Consider the following 15,306-nt stretch of genomic DNA (forward strand, 5'->3'; position numbering starts at 1 on the left):
GGAATCTCAAGATTCCGGGTTCTCGCTTCGCGAGCCCCGGAATGACGAACTCCGTTCGTCAGCTCGCCGCCGCGGTCGTCACGGTGTCGCGCTGGCGCTTCATGACGATCTTGTTCAGCGCGCCGAGATAGGCCTTGGCCGAGGCCACCAGCGTATCCGGATCCGCCGCGCGCGCGGTCATCGCACGTCCCTCATGCGACAGCCGGACCGAGACTTCGGCCTGCGCGTCGGTGCCTTGGGTCACTGCGTGGACCTGGTACAGCTCGAGCTTGGCTTCGTGCGGCACCAGGCGCTTGATACAATTGAACACCGCGTCGACCGGACCGTTGCCCTCGGCCTCCTCGATCTTGATCTGGCCGTCGACGTCGAGCTTCATGGTCGCGCGCTGCGGGCCATGGGTGCCGGCGATCACGGTCAGCGAGGTCAGCTTGATGCGGTCGTGCGAAGCGGCCATTTCCTCGTCGACCAGCGCCTCGATGTCCTCGTCGTAGATGTCCTTCTTGCGATCGGCCAGCGCCTTCATCCGGGTGAACGCATCTTCCAGCTGGTTCGGGCCGAGCTTGTAGCCCATCTCCTCCAGCTTGTGCACGAAGGCATGGCGGCCGGAATGCTTGCCCAGCACCAGCGAGGACTGCTTCAGGCCGACCATCTCGGGCCGCATGATCTCGTAGGTCGAGGCGTCCTTCAGCACGCCGTCCTGATGGATGCCGCTCTCATGCGCGAACGCGTTGCGGCCGACGATCGCCTTGTTGTACTGCACCGGGAACGAGGTCGCCGCCGACACCACCTTCGAGGCGCGGGTCAGCTGCGTGGTGTCGATCTTGTTCCAGTAGGGAAATTTGTCGTTGCGGACGTTGATCGCCATCACGATCTCTTCCAGCGCGGCGTTGCCGGCACGCTCGCCGATGCCGTTGATGGTGCACTCGACCTGGCGCGCGCCACCGACGACGCCGGCCAGCGAGTTCGCCACCGCCATGCCGAGATCGTTATGGCAGTGCACGGAGAACACCGCCTTGTCCGAGTTCGGCACGCGCTCGATCAGCGTCTTCATGAAGTGGGTGTATTCGTCGGGCGTGGTGTAGCCGACGGTATCAGGAATGTTCACCGTGGTGGCGCCGGCCTTGATGACGGCTTCGACGATGCGGCACAGATAGTCCATCTCGCTGCGGGTGCCGTCTTCGGCCGACCATTCGACGTCGTCGATCTGGTTGCGGGCACGCGCGACCATGGCAACCGAGGTCTCGAGCACCTGCTCCGGGGTCTTGTTCAGCTTCACCCGCATATGCAGCGGCGACGTCGCGATCACGGTGTGGACGCGGCCACGCTTGGCGAATTTCACCGCCTCTGCGCAGCGGTCAATGTCGGCCGGATGGGCGCGCGACAGACCGGCGATGATTGCGTTCTTGGAACGGCGGGCGATCTCGCTGACCGCCTGGAAGTCGCCTTCGGAGGTGATGGGGAAGCCGGCCTCGATGACGTCGACGCCCATATCGTCCAGCATCTCGGCGACCTCGAGCTTCTCCTCGAAGGTCATGGTGGCGCCGGGGCACTGCTCGCCGTCGCGCAGGGTGGTGTCGAAAATGATGACGCGGTCCTTGTCGGACTTGTTCACGGGAGCCATTTCGAAAATTCCTTTTGAGCTTTTGCGCCGACAGTCTTCTGGGCGCTTGAGGTGTCCGGTGATCTCGACCAACCCCTGAGCGCCCAGGCGCATGGCGCCCAGCCGGCCCTCAGGGGCAAGTAAGAAGGAGGCCGCCAATCAGGAGGGTGGGCAGCAGCGCGGCCGGGATCGTGGCGGCGGCCAGAGCCACCTCCCCCGAAATCCCATCGATTTGGCCGCGAATCAGCATTGCCAGACCCTTTGAGCCCTCAAATCCTCGGTCAAAACCGTTGACGGTTGGTTGCCGGGAGGCTCGATCTTCCGTTTCTAGACGAGAAATGGCAGCAACTGCAACGCCAAAAGATGGACAGAAGGGCTGACATGATCGCACCGCCGGATGCGCGGAAGGACCCGGTGCCGGTGTGTCTGGCCGATTGGACCTAGGCGAGACCGTCGAGCTACGCCGTACGGCGAGCCCGAGCCCTGCTCTCCCAGCGGTTCAGCATCTGGCCGAGCTCGCCGTTGGCGATCGGCGCAGCCTTGCCGGCGATGGCGATCTCGTTGGTATTGGCCGGTGCGTTGGCACTGAGCCAATCCGGCTCGCTGTACTCACGCCAGCGGCGCGCCTCGGCTCGCCTTTTGCGGGACACGTAGTCGCGGGTGAAATAGCCAGCCGCAAATGCAATCCCGAGCAGCAAAACCAGTACGACGACAGCGACCACAGCAAACTCCGACTTACGCCCCGGATGACGTTCTGCCAGCATCGCGCAGGAGGTCAAGGCTTGACATTTCTCCCGCTTGGCAATGTCCCCGAAGGCAGCTCCGGTAAACCCCGTCACGCCGGATGAATTTGTCGTTTCCATGTTCAATGTTGCAGCGCTTTTGCCGCCCCGATCTCGCTGAGGATGCGTACCTCCCCCTCGCAACCGTCATCGGCCCGGACTAACGTTGCCCTGCTCGGCCGGATCAACCGGCTAGCCGAACATGATCGGGAGGACGCGATGACACGCCAAAAGCAGCGTGACCAGGATGCTGCGCTTTCACGACGAACGCTCGTTCAGGGGCTCGCGCTCGGCGCCGCCGCCACAATGGTCGGCGCCGGCTCCGCGCAGGCCCAGACCGGACCGGCCGCGCCGCCGACGACGATCACCACCCCGCCACGCGATTTCGGTCCCAACGGCGCGCCGACCACCTATTTCTGGGACCCCGACGTCATCGCGGTCGATCCGTCCTTCAACGATCTCGCGCAGCCCAACACGGCGATCAAGCGTCTCTATACGGGGCTGCTGTGGGCCGAAGGCCCGGCGTGGAGTGCACAGGGCCGCTATCTGCTCTGGAGCGACATTCCCAACAATCGGCAGATGCGCTGGAGCGAAGACGACGGTCGCGTCAGCGTATTCCGCTCGCCGTCCAACAACTCCAACGGCAACTCGTTCGACTTCCAGGGTCGTCAACTCTCCTGCGAACATTTGACCCGGCGGGTGACGCGCTATGAGCATGACGGCACCGCGACCGTGCTTTGCGACAACTACAACGGCAAGAAGCTGAACTCGCCGAACGACGTCGTCGCGCATCCCGACGGCAGCTACTGGTTTACCGATCCGCCCTATGGCGGCCAGCTCTACGAAGGTGAGCCCGACGCCGCGGGCGGTCCGAGCAATTCCGGCGGCAAGCTCAATCCGCGGATTGGACAACCGGCCGGCTTCGCACCGGGCAAGCGCGAGCTGCCGACCAATTGCTATCGCATCGATCCCAGCGGCCGTGTCGATCTCGTCGTCACCGAGGAGCAGGTGCCCGATCCGAACGGGCTATGTTTCTCGCCGGACTTCAAGAAGCTCTACGTCGTCTCAACCGGCAAGGGACCCGGCGACACCGGTCCCGGCGGCAAGGGCGAGATATTCGTGTTCGACGTCGGCGCCGACAACAAGCTCACCAACCATAAGCGGTTCAGCGAGTGCGTGATCGACGGCGTGAAGTGCGGGCCGGACGGCGTGCGCTGCGACGTCAACGGCAATGTCTGGGCCTCCAGCAATGCCGGCCGTGCCGTCGGCTACAGCGGCGTCACGACGTGGTCACCGGACGGCAAGCTGCTCGGCCGCATTCGGCTGCCCGAAGTGTGCGGCAACGTCTGCTTCGGCGGCCCGAAGCGCAACCGCCTGTTCATGGCCGCGAGCCAATCGCTCTATGCGGTGTACACCGCCACGCAAGGCGCAGGCCCGGGCTGAGCCCCCGCGCGAGATCGCAAGCATGGGCGTCGGCGTGGACCGCCGGCGCCCGTGGTTCCCTGATCGCAATCAAGTTACGCCCCGGGCAAATCTCCGCCATCAATCCAACGAAGATTGAATCGCGCGGCAGGGCCGCAGCGCGGCGCGAGGCATGATGCTCTCGTTGCCGCGCCCGACTTGAACCGGGAGTTGCGCGATGCGCCGTATGCCAAACGACACCATCATCGTCAGCGTTGGGAACCAGCAATTCGTGACTGAGTTCGGAGACCCGGGCCTGCCGAACGACGGCCGGGGCGGCAGCGACAAGATGATCGCGACCGTCGACGGGAGCAACGCGGTCCTGGTATTCGTTGGCGACGACCAGACCCTGCAAGGACATTCTTACGGAGGAAACGACCATCTCGCTGCGACCGTCACAGGCTTCGGCGACTACGCGATCCTGGACGGGGATGCGCAGGCGATGTCCGGCGACGCCCATGGCGGCAACGATGTACTTCATGTCGATGCATCCTCATCGATCTACGCGACTCTCGGCATTTCTGGCGATGCCGAAAGCGCCATGTCGGCCGACACGAGGGGCGGCAATGACGTCGTCATGGCATCGATGGGAAACAGATCGTCCGGCACGTTCAGCGGAGACTCCGGTTCCATGAGCGATCATGCGCGTGGCGGCAATGATATCCTCACCGTGACCCAGGTCGGCAGTTACGGCGGCGCTTCGATATCGGGCGACGCCCTCGTCTCCATGAGCGGTGATGCTCGCGGCGGCAACGACATCCTCATCTACACCGTCGGTGCTACCGCCCAATCCGGAGGCGCGTCTCTGGTCGGAGACGCCGGCTACATGAGCGACGATACCCGCGGCGGCAACGACATCCTGATCGCGGCGGTCGAGGGCAACCCGGACTCCACGTCCATCGTGCTCGTCGGGGATGCCTCGAACATGTCAGGCAATGCGCACGGCGGAGATGATATCCTCCACGGCAGCAGCCGCGACGATTTGCTCTATGGCGATGCACAGACCTACGCCCCGTTCACAGCCGGCTCGATCACCGGCGGCGAGGACATGCTGAATGGCGGTCGTGGAAATGACCAGCTCTGGGGCGGACCCAACAACGACAGATTCGTCTTCGACCAAAATTCGGGCCTGGACGTGATCAACGATTTCGATCAGGGCAACAAGGCAGTCGGCAGCACGGCGCGCGAGCATGACGTGATCAATTTGCACGATTACGGCTTCGCAGATTGGGCGGCGCTGAAAAGCCTGATCAGTGATGACAGCACGGGAAATGCAGTGATCCACCTGACGGCGACCGATACGATCACACTGGCGGGGGTCCATACCGTGGACCTCCATGCGAAGGATTTCATTGTGTAGAGGGAATTCATGCGCGTTGTGATCTGCGGCGGCGGCGTGATCGGCGCCTGCACCGCCTGGTTTCTCCGCCGCCGCGGCATCGAAATCATCGTCGTGGAGCGGACAGACGTCGCGGCCGCGGCGTCAGGCAAGGCGGGCGGCTTCCTCGCGCGCGACTGGTGCGACGGCTCGCCGCTCGATGCGCTGGCGCGACGGAGCTTTGCGATTCATGCGCAGCTGCCGGAACAGATCGCAGGCGATTGGGGCTACCGCCCGATGACCGCTTATAGCGGCTTCGTTGCCGCCGATGGCCATCCGCGCCGGGATGCACCGTCCGCGCTCGGCTGGCTCAGCAACGGCATCATCACCGCGCAGCGCATCGGCACGATGGAGAACACTGCGATCGTTCACCCCAGAAAATTCACCTCAGCCGTGATGAACGCGGCGCTCGCGCAAGGCGCCGAGCTTCGCACCGGCCAGGTGACCGGCATCATGCGCGATACGAACGGTACGACCGCGACAGGCGTCGAGGTCGACGGCCGCATCGTCGAGGCGGACGCCGTCGTGATCGCGATGGGACCATGGTCGCTGCTCGCCGCGCAATGGATGAGCCTGCCCGCCGTCTACGGCCAGCGCAGCCCGAGCATCGTGTACGACACCGGCACGGATGTGCCGGGCGATGCGCTGTTCCTGGATTACGAGGAGAATGGCAGTGCCGTGTCGATCGAGGTCTTTCCTCGCGCTGACGGCAGCACGCATATCACCGCGCTCTCCGACATCGCGCCGCTTCCGCTCGATCCGGCTGCCGTGACGCCGGACCACGATGCGATCGCGCGCCTGCAGACCATGTCCGAGCGGCTGTCGCCGCTGTTCCGCTCCGAGAATATCATTGCGCGGCAAGCCTGCTTCCGGCCGGTGACACAGGACGGCCTGCCGCTGATCGGCAAGGTGCCGCGAAGTGAAGGTCTTTATGTTGCGACCGGGCACAATGTGTGGGGCATCCTGAATGCGCCCGCCACGGGCGAGGCCATGGCGCAACTGATCGCGGAAGGTGCGACGCGCAACGTCGATATCTCGGCATTCGATCCGGCCCGCCTCGAGCCGCTCGATCCATCGCTGCTGCGAGCGCGCTGAGCCGACGCGACGGCATCGCAATCCAACGATTGGGTTGCTGCGCGCGTGCGATAGCTGCGCATGCCTACCAACGAAATCTGCATGACTGCGCGTGAAACGGGTCCGGCAGCTTTCCTGCCAGCTATTTGCGCAGCGCTAGACTTTAGTCCGTGCCTCACAATCCTGAACGCGGTTTCACTTGCCGAGAATGTCTCCGCCGGTATAGTCGCGCGCATAATGGCTCATAAGAGGCCTGTTAAGGGAGAGAACAAGATGAAGAAACCGCTCTCTGTTGCGTTGCGAATAACACTCGGTACCGCCGCGGCCGTTGTGTTGATGACCTCAGGCGCGGCACTCGCGGCCGACTCGATCAAGATCGGTGTGATCGCGGAAGCGCAGGCGATTGCCGGCGCCTCCATCCCTCAGGCGGCACAGCTCGCCGCCGACGAGATCAACGCCAATGGCGGAGTCGAGGGCCGCAAGATCGAGATCGTCTCTTACGACAATCACTCGTCCTCGGCAGATTCGGTGCGCGCGTTCCAGCGCGCGGTGAACGAGGACAAGGTCAACGCGGTCATCGCCAGCTACATCAGCGAAGTGGTGCTGGCGCTGGAGCCTTGGGCCTCGCGGCTGAAGACGCCGTTCGTCACACCCGGTGCAGCCTCCAACGAGATCAGCAAGAGCGTGCATGCCGACTATGAGAAGAACAAGTACACCTTCCACGGCTATCTGACCTCCGCCGCGCTGGCGCTTTCTGTCTGCGACGGCGCCAAGGACCTGCTGGTCGACAAGATGCACATGAAGACCGCGGTCATCATGAGCGAGGACGCCGCATGGACCAAGCCGCTCGACGTCGGCTACCAGGAATGCCTGCCCAAGATCGGGCTGAAGGTGCTCGACCACATCCGCTTCTCGCCCGATACCACCGACTTCACGCCGATCTTCAACAAGATCGAAGGCTCCAAGCCCGACGTGATCATCACCGGCATCTCGCATGTCGGCGTGCAGCCGACGGTGCAGTGGAAGAACCAGCAGGTGCCGATCCCGATGTTCGGCATCGCCTCGCAGGCCACCAACGAGACTTTTGGCAAGGACACCAATCAGGCGGCGGAAGGCGTGCTCTACCAGGGTGTCTCCGGTCCAGGCGTCGCGGTGACGCCGAAATCGGTGCCGTTCGCCGAAGCCTTCAAGAAGAAGTTCGGCAACTACCCCTCCTATGCCGGCTACACCGCCTATGACGAGGTCTACTACATCGCCGACGCCGTGAAGCGCGCCGGCTCGACCGACGCCGACAAGCTCGTCGATGCCTTGGAGAAGACCGACTGGGAAGGCACGATCGGCCGCGTGCAGTTCTACGGCAAGGACGATCCGTTCACGCACTCGATCAAATACGGCAAGGGCCTGATCACCGGGCTGATGCTGCAATGGCAGGGCGGCAAGCAGAGCGCGGTCTGGCCCAAGGAAGTCGCCAAGGTCGACATCAAGTTCCCGAGCTTCATCAAGCTCTCGAACTAGCGGGACACGCTCCCGGGACCAGCTCCCGGGAGCTTCCACATGCGGCTCCCGCCGCACGTGGCTCCAGCAACATCGTCTCTCATCAATCAGATTGCCAATCCTAGATGCGTGCTTTCCAGATTCTGATCGATGGCTTTGCCATCAGCGCTCTCTATGCTCTCGGTGCCACCGGTTTCACGCTGATCTTCGGCGTCTCCGGCGTCCTCAATCTCTCCCACGGGGCCATCATGGTGGCGGCAGCGGTGGCGGCCTGGGCCGCCGCCAGCATCCTGAATGTCGGCACCTACGCCGGCGCACTGATCGGCGTCGGTGTCGCCCTCCTCACATCCTTCGCGACTTATTTCGCGGTGGTGAAGCCGATCCAGGACTCCCGGCGGATCCCGAATGAAGAGAAGGAGATCTTCGTCCTCACCGGCACGCTGTTGTGGGGGATCATGATCCAGGAGGTGATCGCTTACTTCTTCACCAACAACGCCAAGACCGTGCTGCCGATCGTCGAGGGCGTCGTCGAGATTCTCGGCGTACGCACGCCCAGGAACGAGATCTTTACCGCGATCGTGTGCTGCTTCGTCATCGCGCTGTTGTGGCTCCTGGTGAACCGCACCCGCACCGGCAAGGCGGTGCTGGCGGCCTCGATGAACCCGCGCGGCGTCACCCTGCTCGGCCTCGAGCTGACCAACATCTACGTCGTGGTATGGGCGATCTACGGCATTCTCGCCGGCATCGCGGGCGTGCTGCTCGGAATGTTCCTCGGCGTCAGCTCCTATAGCGTCGGACCGCTGACCGCGAGCGCGTTCTCGATCGTCGTGCTCGGCGGTCTCGGCAGCGTCTCCGGCTCGCTGATCGCGGCCTTCGTGGTCGGCTATCTCGAAACGCTCACGGCCTATCTGGTCTCGCCGGCCTACCGCACCATTCCGGCGCTGCTGCTGCTCGTGTTCGTGATGTACATCCGGCCCCAGGGCCTTCTGGGGAGGCGCTGAGATGGCCAGCTTCTTTACGACCCGCCTGTTCTTCATCTCGCTCGCGCTGGTCGTGATCGCGGCGACGCTGCCGCTCTACGTCTCCGGCTACGTGCTCGGGCTTCTCACCGTCGCCTTCTATTTCGGCGTGTTCGCGATGGCATGGGACCTGCTGTTCGGCTTCGCCGGCGAGGTCAATTTCGGGCCGACCTTTCTGATCGGCGTCGGCGCCTACACCGCCGGCATCCTCAATGCCCAGTTCGGCTGGTCGGTTTACGCCTGCATCGTGCTCGGCGCGCTCGCCTCCGTCATCGCCGGCCTCGTGCTGGCACTGCCGGCGCTCCGGGTGCGCGGACCGTATTTCGGCCTGACCACCCTGGTCGCGGTGCTGATGCTGCAGAATTTCATCGTGGTGTTTGCCGACCTCACCGGCGGCGAGATCGGCCTGACCATCCCCGACGTCATCTCCATCAACGCCGGCGTCAATTACTGGATCGCGCTCGGCTTCATGACGATCTCGGCGGCCATTCTTTATGGCCTCTCGCAATCGCCAATCGGGCTGGTGCTGCAAGCCAGCGGCCAGGATCCGGTGCAGGCCGGCGCGCTCGGGTTCAACATCGTCAAGCACAAGCTCGCCGCCTTCATCGTCAGCGCGTTCTTCTCGGGGCTATCAGGCGCGCTGCTGGTGTTCTATTTCGGCACCGCTTCGGTCGGCACCGTCGTCGACGTCGCAGTCGGCGTCAACGTGATCGTGTCCGCCGTGCTAGGCGGCCGGCGCACCGTGCTTGGCGCGGCGCTGGGCGCGATCTTCCTGATCGTCGCCGGCGAGTTCTTAAGGCCCACCGGCGAGCTCGCGACCTTCATCGTCTCCGCGGTCGCGCTCCTCGTCGTGCTGTTCTTCCCCGGCGGCTTCCTCGGAGCGGCCCTCTCGCGTGAGGCGCGCTCGTGATGGATATGCGATCTTCAAACAGGGCCGTGCTCGAAGTCCGCGGCCTGACCAAGCGCTTCGGCGGATTGACGGCGGTGAAGAACCTCGGCTTCGAGGTCAACAGCGGCGAGATTTTTGGCCTGATCGGGCCGAATGGCTCGGGCAAGTCGACCGCGATGAAGAGCGTGATGGGCATCGAGCGCCCGACATCAGGCGAAGTGATCTTCGAGGGCGAGGACGTCGCCGGCCTTCCCGCGCACAAGATCGCGCGTAAAGGCTTTGGCATGGTGTTCCAGCATTCGCGGCCGCTGAACCGGCAGACCGTGCTGGAGAACATCATGGTCGCGCTGCTGCCGGACAGCCTGTTCATGCTTTTTCCGGACAAGGCGCTGGTCGAGCGTGCCAAATGGATCGCCGACCGCGTCGGGCTCGGCAACGTGATGAACCGCCGCCCGCCGACGCTGCCCTTCGCCGACCTGCGCCGGCTCGAGCTCGCCAAGGCGATCGCGCGCGACCCGAAGGTCGTGCTGGTGGACGAGCCCTTTGCCGGGCTGACGCGCGCGGAAGTCGACGTCTTCTCCGACCTGATCCGCAGTTTTCGCGACGAGGGCCGTGCGGTGATGCTGGTCGACCACAACGTCAAGAGCGTCGCGGCGCTGGTCGACCGCGTGCTCGCGATGTATCTCGGCGAGGAGATCGTCACCGGCAAGGCCGAGGAGGTCATGAAGAACGAGACGGTGCGGCGGGTCTATCTCGGCGGCGCCATCGAGACCCATGCGCGGCCCGAGACCAGCTTCAAGGACAAGGTGCCGCTGCTCCAGGTCGAGAATGTCAGCGTGTTCTATGGCAAGGCGCAGGCGCTGGAGAACGTCTCGATCCACGTCCATGAGGGCGAGTTCGTCTCGATCGTGGGCCTCAACGGCGCCGGCAAGACCACGTTGTTCAACACCATCTCCGGCTTCCTGCCTTATAGCGGCGAGATCGTGCGCAACGGCGAGAAGCTGCGCGGCACGACGCCGGCGAAGATCGCCCGCAGCGGTCTTGTGCAGTGCCCGGAATCGCGCGAGCTGTTCGGCGAGATGAGTGTGCGGGAAAACCTCGATCTCGGCGGGCAACATCTGGCCGACGACAAGCGCGCGGCACAGCTCGCCTGGCTGTTCGAGCTGTTCCCGATCCTGAAAGAGCGTCAGGGTCAGATGGCGCAAACGCTCTCCGGCGGCGAGCAGCAGATGCTTGCGATCGGCCGCGCGCTGATGATGCAGCCTCAGATCCTGATCCTGGACGAGCCGACGCTGGGCCTCGCCCCCGTCATCCTCGAACTCCTGTCCAAGGCACTAACGAGGCTGCGGCAGACGACGTCGATCACGGTGCTGCTCGGCGAGCAGAACGTGACCTTCGCGCTTCCGCATGCCGACCGCGTCTATGTGCTCGAACATGCAAGGATCGTCTGGGAGGGCGATCCCGGCCGCTTCGCCGCGGAGGCTGGCGCCGATTTTCTCTAGTTCGCAAGCATCAACAAGAAACAAACGAAAGGGAAACGACCATGCGACCATCGACGAATCCGAGCAGCAGCTTTTTCCTCGCCTCCGCGCTCGCGTTGTGCCTTGCCGCTCCCGCCTACGCGCAATCGAAGGATCCAATCAAGATCGGCGTCATCGCTGAAGTGCAATCGATCGCCGGTGCCGCGACGCCCGGCGGCGCGCAGATCGCCGCCGACGAGATCAACGCCAAGGGCGGCATTCTCGGCCGCAAGATCGAGATCGTGACCTACGACAACAAGAGCTCCTCGGCGGACTCGGTGCGTGCGTTCCAGCGCGCGGTGAGCGAGGACAAGGTCTCCGCCGTGATCGCGAGCTACATCAGCGAGGTCGTGCTGGCGCTCGAACCCTGGGCGGCGCGGCTGAAGATGCCACTGATCACCCCCGGTGCCGCCTCGAACGAGATCACCAAGGCGATCCATAACGACTACGAGAAGAACAAGTACACCTTCCACGGCTATCTGACCTCGGCCGCGCAAGCGCAGCTCGTCTGCGACGCCGCCAAGGACCTTCTAGTGGACAAGCTCAAGTTCAAGACGGTCGCGATCATGAGCGAGGACGCCGCCTGGACCAAGCCTCTCGACGTCGGCTACGAGGCCTGTCTTCCGAAAGCAGGCCTCAAGGTCGTCGAGCACGTGCGGTTCTCGCCCGACACCACCGACTTCACGCCGATCTTCAACAACATCGAAGCCAAGAAGCCGGACGTGATCGTCACCGGCATCTCGCATGTCGGCGTGCAGCCGACGGTGCAGTGGAAGAACCAGCAGGTGCCGATCCCGATGTTCGGCATCAGCGCGCAGGCGCTGAGCCCGACCTTCTGGAAGGACACCAATGGCGCCGCCGACGGCGTCCCGTCGCTGGCGGTCGCAACGCCCGACGTCGCCGTGACGTCCAAGACGAAGCCGTTCGCGGCGGCGTTCAAGGCCAAGTTCGGCTCGCCGCCGGCCTATACCGGCTACACCGCCTATGACGAGGTCTACTTCATCACGGAGGCGATCACGCGTGCGGGCTCGACCGATCCCGACAAGATGGTCACTGAACTCGAAAAGACCGACTACGAGGGTACGATCGGCCGCATCCAGTTCTACGGCAAGGACGACGAGTTCACCCACGGCATCAAGTCGGGTCCGACGACCGTATCCGGTCTGGTCTTCCAGTGGCAGGACTCCAAGCAGGTCGTGGTCTGGCCGGAGAAGATCGCGGAAGGCAAGCTGAAGTTTCCGAGCTTCGTGAAGCTGTCGCAGTAACACGCCGGGCCGGCCACCGGGCTCGGTACCGAGCGCCCCATCACCCTTGCAAGGCCCGTCGCTTCAACCGCGACGGGCCTTCGTTGTGTGCAGAACGCAACCAGTGCGCTGGCATCGGTGGACCCATCCTGCGATCCTGCCGTTAACCTCCCAAACGTGGGCCGGAGCAGCCAGATGGATGACCGATCAAGACAACCCGATGGCCTGGTGCAGGACGACGGCTTCGTTCGCGTGCGCGGCGCGCGTGAGCACAACCTCAGGAACGTCGACGTCAGCATTCCGCGCAACGCCCTCGTCGTGTTCACGGGCGTGTCGGGCTCCGGGAAATCCTCGCTCGCCTTTGGGACGATCTACGCCGAGGCGCAACGGCGATATCTGGAATCGGTGTCGCCTTACGCGCGGCGCCTCTTCCACCAGATGCAAATCCCGGAGGTCGACGACATCGAAGGGCTGCCGCCCGCCGTCGCGCTCCAGCAGCAGCGCGGCGCGCCGACGACGAGGTCGTCCGTCGGCAGCGTGACGACCATCTCGAACCTGCTCAGGATGCTCTATTCCCGTGCCGGCGATTACCCGCGCGGACAAAAGATGCTCTATGCGGAATCGTTCTCGCCGAACACGCCGGAAGGCGCCTGCCCGACCTGTCACGGCATCGGCAGGATGCTCGACGTCACCGAAAAATCCATGGTGCCCGACGACACCTTGACTATCCGCGAGCGCGCCGTCGCGGCCTGGCCGAGTGCCTGGCAGGGACAGAACCTCAGGGACATCCTGACCACGCTGGGCTACGACGTGGACAAGCCCTGGCGTGAGCTGCCCAGGAAGGACCGCGACTGGATCCTGTTCACGGAGGATCAGCCGACCGTTCCGGTCTATGCCGGTTACACGGCGGCCGAGGTCAAACGGGCCCTGCGCCGCAAGGAGGAGCCGAGCTATCAGGGCACGTTCACCGGCGCCAAACGCTACGTGATGCAAACCTACGCCAAGTCCGAGAGTGCGATGATGAAGCGCCGCGTCGCGCAATTCATGATCACCCAGGATTGCCCGACCTGCCACGGCACGCGATTGAAGCCGGAGGCGCTCAAGGTCAAGTTCGCCGGCCTTGATATCGCCGAGATGTCGCACCTGCCGCTCAAGCAGCTGCAGGAGATGATGAAGCCGTTCGCGAAGACTGCGACCGAGGGAGCATCGGAGAAAACCATCGTCGCCAGGCGGATCTGCGAGGATCTGTCGGCGCGACTGGCCGTCCTGCTCGATCTCGGCCTCGGCTATCTCGCCTGCGAACGCAGCACTCCGACGCTGTCGCCGGGCGAGTTGCAGCGGCTACGACTTGCGACACAGGTCCGCTCCAACCTGTTCGGCGTCGTCTACGTGCTCGACGAACCATCCGCCGGCTTGCATCCCGCCGACACCGAGGCGCTGCTGCGGGCGCTGGACCGGCTCAAGCACGCGGGCAATTCGATCTTCGTGGTCGAGCACGAGATCGAGGTGATCAGGCATGCCGACTGGCTGGTCGACGTCGGGCCGGACGCCGGCGAAGGCGGCGGAAACATTCTCTATAGCGGGCCGCCCGCAGGGCTCGGGCAGGTCGCGCAATCGCGAACCGCCCATTATCTCGCGCATCCACGAAAGCCGCTGCCGACGGTCCGCCGCGAGCCGAAGGGACACTTGAAGATCAGAGGTGTGACCCGAAACAATCTTTGCGGCCTCGACGTCGATATCCCGCTCGGCGTTCTCGCCAGCGTGACCGGCGTCTCGGGCTCCGGCAAATCGAGCCTGATCAGCCAATTCCTCGTCGATGCCGTGGCGAAGCATCTCGGCCATGCACGCGCCGCGGAAGCGGAGGACGACAGCCTGGCAGCACCCACCGTCGAAACGTTGGGCGGGAAGATTGCCGCCGGCCTCGACCAGGTCGATCGCCTCGTCGTGGTGGACCAGAAGCCGATCGGTCGCACGCCACGATCGAACCTTGCGACCTATACCGGCCTGTTCGACCACGTCCGGAAGCTGTTCGCGGCGACGCCGCAGGCAAAATCCCGCCGCTACGATGCCGGGCGCTTTTCCTTCAACGTCGCGAAAGGCCGATGCAGCACCTGCGAGGGCGAAGGATTTGTCTGCGTCGAGCTTCTGTTCCTGCCCAGCGTCTACGCACCCTGCCCGACCTGCAAGGGCGCGCGCTACAACGACAAGACGCTGGAGGTGAAGATCCGCGGAAAATCCATCGCGGATGTGCTGGCGATGCGCGTCGACGAGGCCTTCGAATTCTTCCGCGAAGAGTCAACACTGAACCGGTCGCTATCGGTCGTCCGCGAGGTCGGGCTCGGCTATATCCGCCTCGGTCAGTCCGCCACCGAATTGTCGGGTGGCGAAGCCCAGCGCATCAAGCTCGCGACTGAACTGATGCGGCCGCAACGCGGTCACACGCTCTATGTCCTGGACGAGCCGACCACCGGCCTTCATCCGCGCGATGTCGAGCGGCTGATCGCCCAGCTCGAACGTATCGTGGACGCCGGCAACAGCGTGGTTGTGGTCGAGCATGACATGGATGTCGTCTCTCACAGCGACTGGATCATCGACCTCGGTCCCGGCGCCGGCGACGAAGGCGGCCGTATCGTGGCGTCAGGGACGCCGCGAGAGGTCGCCGAGGCCGGCGGGAAGACCGCGGGCTATCTCGCCCGTCGCTTGAAACAATAGCGCGCGATCTCCTCGCCGCCCATTTCGCAATTGCGTTCTGCGTCGCGGAAGCCGGACCCCGACTTTCGCCATGTTGACTTTCCGCCGCCCCGCTCCCCATACTTCGAAAAAGAATAACAAGACCAAATCATAA

At 64.1% G+C, this 15,306-nt stretch carries 11 protein-coding genes; 9 read left to right on the forward strand and 2 right to left on the reverse strand.

What is annotated here, in order from left to right; all coding sequences use genetic code 11:
- Positions 1–58: 58 nt before the first annotated feature.
- Both ABIB66_RS23270 and ABIB66_RS23275 read right to left on the reverse strand, forming a co-directional pair.
- Positions 59–1,621 carry a 2-isopropylmalate synthase gene (locus ABIB66_RS23270; RefSeq protein WP_354208897.1) on the reverse strand — a complete coding sequence of 521 codons (1,563 nt, stop codon included), beginning with the start codon at positions 1,619–1,621 and terminating at the stop codon, positions 59–61.
- Positions 1,622–2,058: 437 nt separating this feature from the next.
- Positions 2,059–2,322 (reverse strand): hypothetical protein, encoded by a 264-nt coding sequence (locus ABIB66_RS23275; RefSeq protein ID WP_354208943.1) that lies wholly within the window; start codon positions 2,320–2,322, stop codon positions 2,059–2,061.
- 279 nt (positions 2,323–2,601) lie between these two features.
- Here ABIB66_RS23275 and ABIB66_RS23280 point away from each other — a divergent pair, with 279 nt between their 5' ends.
- The 9 genes from ABIB66_RS23280 to uvrA all read left to right on the forward strand — a co-directional run bounded on the left by ABIB66_RS23280 (position 2,602) and on the right by uvrA (position 15,173).
- Positions 2,602–3,825, forward strand: a complete 1,224-nt coding sequence (locus tag ABIB66_RS23280) for an SMP-30/gluconolactonase/LRE family protein (protein ID WP_354208898.1) — start codon at positions 2,602–2,604, stop codon at positions 3,823–3,825.
- 196 nt (positions 3,826–4,021) lie between these two features.
- Complete coding sequence (locus ABIB66_RS23285) at positions 4,022–5,203, forward strand: calcium-binding protein (RefSeq protein ID WP_354208899.1); 1,182 nt, start codon at positions 4,022–4,024, stop codon at positions 5,201–5,203.
- A gap of 9 nt (positions 5,204–5,212) precedes the next feature.
- Positions 5,213–6,316, forward strand: coding sequence for an NAD(P)/FAD-dependent oxidoreductase (locus ABIB66_RS23290; protein ID WP_354255799.1), 1,104 nt, complete (start codon positions 5,213–5,215; stop codon positions 6,314–6,316).
- Between the two features lie 252 nt (positions 6,317–6,568).
- Positions 6,569–7,810 carry an ABC transporter substrate-binding protein gene (locus ABIB66_RS23295; RefSeq protein WP_354060756.1) on the forward strand — a complete coding sequence of 414 codons (1,242 nt, stop codon included), beginning with the start codon at positions 6,569–6,571 and terminating at the stop codon, positions 7,808–7,810.
- Between the two features lie 104 nt (positions 7,811–7,914).
- Positions 7,915–8,790: a branched-chain amino acid ABC transporter permease gene (locus tag ABIB66_RS23300; protein ID WP_247358895.1), complete on the forward strand. Its 876-nt coding sequence runs from the start codon at positions 7,915–7,917 to the stop codon at positions 8,788–8,790.
- Position 8,791: 1 nt separating this feature from the next.
- Positions 8,792–9,718 carry a branched-chain amino acid ABC transporter permease gene (locus ABIB66_RS23305; RefSeq protein WP_027570853.1) on the forward strand — a complete coding sequence of 309 codons (927 nt, stop codon included), beginning with the start codon at positions 8,792–8,794 and terminating at the stop codon, positions 9,716–9,718.
- Positions 9,718–11,199 carry an ATP-binding cassette domain-containing protein gene (locus tag ABIB66_RS23310; RefSeq protein ID WP_354208902.1) on the forward strand — a complete coding sequence of 494 codons (1,482 nt, stop codon included), beginning with the start codon at positions 9,718–9,720 and terminating at the stop codon, positions 11,197–11,199. The genes ABIB66_RS23305 and ABIB66_RS23310 overlap by 1 nt, the downstream gene beginning before the upstream one ends.
- A 41-nt stretch (positions 11,200–11,240) precedes the next feature.
- A complete protein-coding gene (locus ABIB66_RS23315) occupies positions 11,241–12,482 on the forward strand; it encodes an ABC transporter substrate-binding protein (protein WP_354208903.1) in 1,242 nt (413 codons plus the stop codon).
- 174 nt (positions 12,483–12,656) lie between these two features.
- On the forward strand, positions 12,657–15,173 hold the full coding sequence (gene uvrA / locus ABIB66_RS23320; RefSeq protein WP_354208904.1) for an excinuclease ABC subunit UvrA: 2,517 nt from the start codon (positions 12,657–12,659) through the stop codon (positions 15,171–15,173).
- The last annotated feature ends 133 nt before the right edge of the window (positions 15,174–15,306 follow it).

The organism is Bradyrhizobium sp. F1.13.3 (assembly GCF_040548265.1).
GTDB lineage: Bacteria > Pseudomonadota > Alphaproteobacteria > Rhizobiales > Xanthobacteraceae > Bradyrhizobium.

What these genes read in the sequence shown, in the direction of transcription:
- ABIB66_RS23270 (WP_354208897.1), bottom strand. Translation starts at nt 1,621, where the DNA reads ATGGCTCCCGTGAACAAGTCCGACAAGGACCGCGTCATCATTTTCGAC.
- ABIB66_RS23280 (WP_354208898.1), top strand. Translation starts at nt 2,602, where the DNA reads ATGACACGCCAAAAGCAGCGTGACCAGGATGCTGCGCTTTCACGACGA.
- ABIB66_RS23285 (WP_354208899.1), top strand. Translation starts at nt 4,022, where the DNA reads ATGCGCCGTATGCCAAACGACACCATCATCGTCAGCGTTGGGAACCAG.
- ABIB66_RS23290 (WP_354255799.1), top strand. Translation starts at nt 5,213, where the DNA reads ATGCGCGTTGTGATCTGCGGCGGCGGCGTGATCGGCGCCTGCACCGCC.
- ABIB66_RS23295 (WP_354060756.1), top strand. Translation starts at nt 6,569, where the DNA reads ATGAAGAAACCGCTCTCTGTTGCGTTGCGAATAACACTCGGTACCGCC.
- ABIB66_RS23300 (WP_247358895.1), top strand. Translation starts at nt 7,915, where the DNA reads ATGCGTGCTTTCCAGATTCTGATCGATGGCTTTGCCATCAGCGCTCTC.
- ABIB66_RS23305 (WP_027570853.1), top strand. Translation starts at nt 8,792, where the DNA reads ATGGCCAGCTTCTTTACGACCCGCCTGTTCTTCATCTCGCTCGCGCTG.
- ABIB66_RS23310 (WP_354208902.1), top strand. Translation starts at nt 9,718, where the DNA reads ATGGATATGCGATCTTCAAACAGGGCCGTGCTCGAAGTCCGCGGCCTG.
- ABIB66_RS23315 (WP_354208903.1), top strand. Translation starts at nt 11,241, where the DNA reads ATGCGACCATCGACGAATCCGAGCAGCAGCTTTTTCCTCGCCTCCGCG.
- uvrA (WP_354208904.1), top strand. Translation starts at nt 12,657, where the DNA reads ATGGATGACCGATCAAGACAACCCGATGGCCTGGTGCAGGACGACGGC.